The 4786-nt window shown below is 71.0% G+C and carries 6 protein-coding genes; 2 read left to right on the forward strand and 4 right to left on the reverse strand.

The window, feature by feature from the left end; genetic code table 11:
- Window positions 1–719, reverse strand: a 719-nt coding sequence (locus tag Q0116_RS07680) for a phosphoenolpyruvate carboxylase (RefSeq protein WP_297886742.1), incomplete at its 3' end; no start/stop codon positions are given.
- Between the two features lie 264 nt (window positions 720–983).
- Between Q0116_RS07680 and Q0116_RS07685 the strand changes: the two genes are divergently transcribed.
- Window positions 984–1823: a ubiquinol-cytochrome c reductase iron-sulfur subunit gene (locus Q0116_RS07685; protein ID WP_297886743.1), complete on the forward strand. Its 840-nt coding sequence runs from the start codon at window positions 984–986 to the stop codon at window positions 1821–1823.
- 85 nt (window positions 1824–1908) lie between these two features.
- Window positions 1909–2259 carry a hypothetical protein gene (locus tag Q0116_RS07690; RefSeq protein WP_297886744.1) on the forward strand — a complete coding sequence of 117 codons (351 nt, stop codon included), beginning with the start codon at window positions 1909–1911 and terminating at the stop codon, window positions 2257–2259.
- A gap of 35 nt (window positions 2260–2294) precedes the next feature.
- Here Q0116_RS07690 and Q0116_RS07695 read toward each other — a convergent pair whose 3' ends face one another.
- The 3 genes from Q0116_RS07695 to Q0116_RS07705 all read right to left on the reverse strand — a co-directional run bounded on the left by Q0116_RS07695 (window position 2295) and on the right by Q0116_RS07705 (window position 4364).
- Window positions 2295–2756, reverse strand: coding sequence for a hypothetical protein (locus tag Q0116_RS07695; RefSeq protein ID WP_297886745.1), 462 nt, complete (start codon window positions 2754–2756; stop codon window positions 2295–2297).
- The gene (locus tag Q0116_RS07700; RefSeq protein WP_297886746.1) at window positions 2753–3766 is read right to left on the reverse strand and encodes a PGF-CTERM sorting domain-containing protein; all 1014 of its coding nucleotides are present in this window, start codon (window positions 3764–3766) and stop codon (window positions 2753–2755) included. Before Q0116_RS07700 ends, Q0116_RS07695 begins: the two co-directional genes overlap by 4 nt.
- Window positions 3767–3833: 67 nt before the next feature.
- Window positions 3834–4364, reverse strand: a complete 531-nt coding sequence (locus Q0116_RS07705; protein WP_297886747.1) for a DUF5817 domain-containing protein — start codon at window positions 4362–4364, stop codon at window positions 3834–3836.
- Window positions 4365–4786: the final 422 nt, after the last annotated feature.

Here is a 4786-nt window from a genome sequence, read left to right on the forward strand (position 1 = left end):
GGGCAGTCGACGTCGTCGTACTCCTTCGAGATGGTCTCCTCGAACTCCTCGTAGGCGTCGCCGACGACGTCGAACAGCGTGTTCTCGAGGTACCACTGGACGTTGCGCGCCTCGTCTTCCGGCTCCGGGGGCCGCTGACGGACCTGCCGGGTCCCCCACAGGCTGGTGACCTCGGCGGTGACGTCGCGCCAGACGGCGCGCCGCTCGCGGTCGGTGAGGTTGCGCTCGTCCAGCTCGCCCAGGTGGTTCGCGATGGAGCGGAGCTTGGACTTCACCGTCGACCGCCGGGCCTCCGTCGGGTGGGCGGTGAACGTGGGCTCGATGAGCACGTCGGCGAGCAGCTCCTCTAACTCGTCGGCGTCGACGCCCGCCTCGGCGAACTCGGCTATCGTCGCGTCGAAGGAGTCGTGGAGGGCGGTCCCGTCGTCGGCGTTGCGGACGGCGCGGACGCGCTCGCGCTCCTCGGCGAGGTTGATGAGCTCGAAGTACGTCGTGAACGCGCGGGCGACGACCTCCTCGCGGGTCGTCGAGAGTTCGTCGACCGCCTGATGGAGGGCCGCCCGGTCCGCGGCGTCGCCCCGTCGGTAGTCGATCGCCGCGTTCCGAAGCGTCTCGACCGTTTCGTACGCGTCCGTCGACGCCTGCGCGGCCAGGACGTCTCCCACCAGCGCCCCGAGTTCCCGAACGTCCGTCCGCACGTCCCGATTGTGCAACTTCATACCACAGACAGTTCGGTCGGGATCGGTTAAATGCGTGGGCTAGACGAATGCTTGCCCCGGTTCCGAGTTAATTCCTTCACGAACGTTCCTCGTCGACCGCGCGCGGTCGGGTCTCCGCCGCTCTCGCGGTGCGGTCCCGACCGCGGCTCCGCGGTCCGGTGGACGCTCCGTTCCGGATCGCCGACGCGACCCGGCGACGCGCCCGATTCCCGCCCTGGTGGAGGGTTCGTCACCCTTTTTACCGATCCAACCGCAGGAGCGAGTATGAGTGCGTCCGACAAGTATCCGTCTGAGTCCGGGCGGCGGCGCTTCGTGAAGGGCGTCGTCGGCGGCGCGGCCCTCGCCGGGGTCGGCGCGATGGGGTCGGCGACCGTGAACACCCTGACGACCGCCGGCGGCGTCGGCGGTGGGTCGACGGTCGCGACGACCATCGCGCACACCGGCGGTCCCGCGCCGCGCGGCCTGCCGCAGATCCCGCTTCAAGTCACCGACGACGGGTACATCGAGGGTATCTGGCCCGAGACGACCACCGTCACCCAGGAGGGGAAAGAGATCGAGGTCGCCCAGCAGGAGCTCGGCGGCAAGACCTACTCCGGCGCGTGGTTCCAGTACTGCGGCGTCGAGTCCCAGGAGAACGTTCAGCCGGACTTCGAGTCGGACAACCTGTTCCGCGCCGCGAGCGGCCCGCCGTACGACTGGCAGTCGGAGGCGTACTCGGGCGGCGACCGCATCCACGTCGACGACTTCGACGACTACGAGGAGTGGGGCAACGGGATCGGCAGCGACGGCGTCGGCAAGCCCGCACTGACCACGTGGCGCTCTGAAGACGCCGACACCAACCTCAACGCGGTCGTCATCCGCTCGCCGGAGATCGAGGAGGCGGCCCAGAACGACGAGTGGCTCCAGGCGTCGACCGACCAGGGGTTCATGGCGTACCTCAACGTCTGTACCCACTTCTGCTGTATCCCCGGCTACAAGGTGCTAGAGGAGTCCACCCGCTACGACGCCTCCGACGGGACGTACTGCGTCTGTCACCAGTCCGTGTACGACCCGTTCACCCTCGAAGAGGCGCTGTTCATCGCGCGCCCCCGTCCCGAGGAGTAACGCCGCGTCCGCGGTTCGGTTTTTTGTCGAGTTCCCGCCGACGGTCCCCGCCGCGCTTTTCACGCCGCTCGCCGGAGGGTGTGGTATGAGCGACGACACCTCCACGGACGGCGACACCTCCGACGGCGAGACCGCCACTGAGGACGACTTCGAAGCGGAACTCGCCAGCGCCCGCGACCTCCTCGACGGCGAGGACATCGACGCGGTCCACGTCGGCGTCGTCCGCGACGGCGAGGTCGACACCACGTTCGCCCAGCGCACCGAGGACGATCCCGAGGGGGCCGGCCTCCGGGCGCTCGCGCTGCTCGCCGCGCACGTCAGGCTGGTCGCGAGCGAGGCGGGTGTCGAGCCCTCCACGGTCGCCGGCGACGCCGCGACGCTCGCGGGGCAGGTGGAACAGATCCCGGCCAGCACCGACCAGCTCCCCGACGAGTAACGACGCGATTCTGGTCGGGAGCGCTTCCCGCGCGGTCAGCGCCCGTCGTCGCCGGAGTCCGCCGCGCGGATCCGGCGGAGCTGGTGGGTCACGCCGGCGAGCGCGACGAGGAGGACCGCGAAGTTGAACACGGCCAGCGCGACGGACTGGTAGGCCGGGTCGAACCACGTCCGGATCGCGTTCCCGGACTGGCTGTAGAACCCCCAGCCGGCGACGACCGCGAGCAGCGACAGCGCCGCCAACCCGACGCGGTCGAGCAGCCCGCGGAGGTCGTCGGTCGAGAGGCCGCCGACCCCCGAGGAGTCGCCCGGCTCCGTCCGGGAGCCCTCGTCGGTCCGTTCGGCGTCCGTCTCTCGGCGGTCGGCGTCCGTGTGTTCGGCGTCGTCTGTCATTGGTTGGGGTGGGTCGCGGGTGCGGTCGCTGTCGTCGGTCGCTCGGTCGTCCGTCGGTTCGCCGTCGTGCGTCGCTCCGTCGTCGCGAGTCGGTTCGTCGGTCATCGTCGCCTCCGTGCGACCAGCGCCGCGGCGACGAGCGCGACGAGCGCGACGAGGGGGCCGAACCCGGGCGTCGAGTCGTCGCTCGCGCCGTCGTCCCGCGCCGCGCCGTCGCCGCCCTCGTCGCCGACGCCGCCCTCGCCGCGCTCGAAGTCCTCGACGGCGAACTGGACGTCGCGGACGGTCTCGTTCGCGGTGATGGTCTCCTGCGGGTTCAGGTTCGCGACGCCCTGGGTCTCGTCGACGAGCACGTCGTCGTCGAACAGCGCGGCGTCGATGTAGTAGTTGTAGCCGTTCGGGACCTCGACGGTCGCCCGCACGGTGTCGGTGCGACCGGGGCGGACGGTGCCGACCGTCTCCGTCGCCTCCGCCGCGATCACGTTCGAGTCCGCCTGCCGGAGGTAGAGCCGGAGGTCGACGTCCTCGGAGGCGACGTCGCCGCGGTTCGTCACCGAGACCGACGCCGACAGCGTCGCCGTCTCGTTGTCGGCCTCGACGACGCTCACCGCGACCGTCGGCCAGACGGCCCCCTCGGTGAACCCGACCCGCGTGTCCGCGTAGTCGGGCGTGAGCGCCGCGACGCCGGCGACGCGGGTGGTCTGCTCCTCGCGGCGCTGGCCGTCCGCGAAGACGACCGTCTCGATGCGGTAGCCACCCTCGCGCTCGACGTCGACCGTGCCGTTGACGGTCCGTTCGCCATCGAAGTCGACGTCGCCGACCTCGACCGTGGTCTCGTCGACGAGGAGGCCCGACTCGCTGCCGATCGCGCGGTGGCGGACCGTGACGTTCTCGACCGTCCCGCCGCGGTGGCGGAGGTCGGTGCCGAGCCGGAGTTCGGCGGTCTCGCCGCGGACCTCGCCGGGGGAGACGGTCGCGCCCGCGACGTCGATCCGGCCGGGCGGCTCGTTCGTCTCTCGCGGGTCGGTGATCGCGCCGGGGACCGCGACGGCGCCGACCGCGCTCGCGACGAGGAGGGCGGCGGCCGCCGCCAGGAGGGCCGTGCGGGTGTCCATGTGCGACCCGTCACGAGCGTCATATAAGTGCTTTGTCCAGTCGCCGGCTGAGTGAACGTAACCGGCGTCAGAGGACGCGATACCGCCCGTTCGACTCGGTGAGTTCGCCGCGGCGCGCGAGGCGGGTCAGGATCTCGCGGGCAGCGCCGGCGGGAACGCCGTCGGCCGCCGCGCGCTCCACGACCGCCGACTCGGTGGGGTCGTCGAGGGCGTCGACCGCGTCGCGAACGACCTCGGTGCGGCTTCGCGAGCCGCCCCCGCCGCCCTCGGCACGCGAGGCGGCCTCGTCGACGGCGTCGGCGTCGATGCCCGACGACTCGAGGTACTCGCGGTCGTCGATGCCGGCGTCCTCGACCGCGGCCTCGAGGTCGGCGACGTGGTCGACCTCGGCGAACGCGGCGCTGTCGCCGCGCTTCTTGGCGAGCAGCGCGGACCGCGCCTGCCGGGCCGCCGCCCGGTCCTCGGACTCGAAGAAGCGCTTGAGCTTGGCGGTCCGGTGGGTCTTGCCGCACCGCGAGCACTGCGCCGTCTCGCTCGTCTCCGGGTCCGTGACCAGCCACATATTGGCGCACTCGTTGCAGCCGACGACCGCGTACATACGAGGGGATTCGCCGTCGCCCGATTTGAATCCTCGGCTCGTAGGCGTGATCGTGTCCTCGACACCTCGCACACTGCGGCGGCGCGTGCCGACGAGGGAGTCGGCCGACCGCAGGGAGGCCGACGAGGCTGGGGGGGGGCGTGAGGTGCGGTTGCGGTGCGGGGCGGGACTCAAAGGGGCAGTCGCGAGGCGGGCGCAGGCGACGTAAGCACTGGAAAGAGCGAACGAAGTGAGCGATTGAAGCGCGCGACGAGCGTGCGCCCGCCTCGCGACTGGGGCTTTGGAGGTGTTTGCGGGGGGATCTGTAGACGCCCACGTATAGCCGAGCGATCGGCAACCCTCCCTCCTCGATCAAGGGTCCGGAACCGATCGTAAACCGCTCCGCACTCACCTATCAATTCGATTCGATCTCGTTCGCGGCC

Source organism: uncultured Halorubrum sp., from assembly GCF_937146585.1.
GTDB lineage: Archaea > Halobacteriota > Halobacteria > Halobacteriales > Haloferacaceae > Halorubrum > Halorubrum miltondacostae.

What these genes read in the sequence shown, in the direction of transcription:
- Q0116_RS07685 (WP_297886743.1), top strand. Translation starts at nt 984, where the DNA reads ATGAGTGCGTCCGACAAGTATCCGTCTGAGTCCGGGCGGCGGCGCTTC.
- Q0116_RS07690 (WP_297886744.1), top strand. Translation starts at nt 1,909, where the DNA reads ATGAGCGACGACACCTCCACGGACGGCGACACCTCCGACGGCGAGACC.
- Q0116_RS07695 (WP_297886745.1), bottom strand. Translation starts at nt 2,756, where the DNA reads ATGACCGACGAACCGACTCGCGACGACGGAGCGACGCACGACGGCGAA.
- Q0116_RS07700 (WP_297886746.1), bottom strand. Translation starts at nt 3,766, where the DNA reads ATGGACACCCGCACGGCCCTCCTGGCGGCGGCCGCCGCCCTCCTCGTC.
- Q0116_RS07705 (WP_297886747.1), bottom strand. Translation starts at nt 4,364, where the DNA reads ATGTACGCGGTCGTCGGCTGCAACGAGTGCGCCAATATGTGGCTGGTC.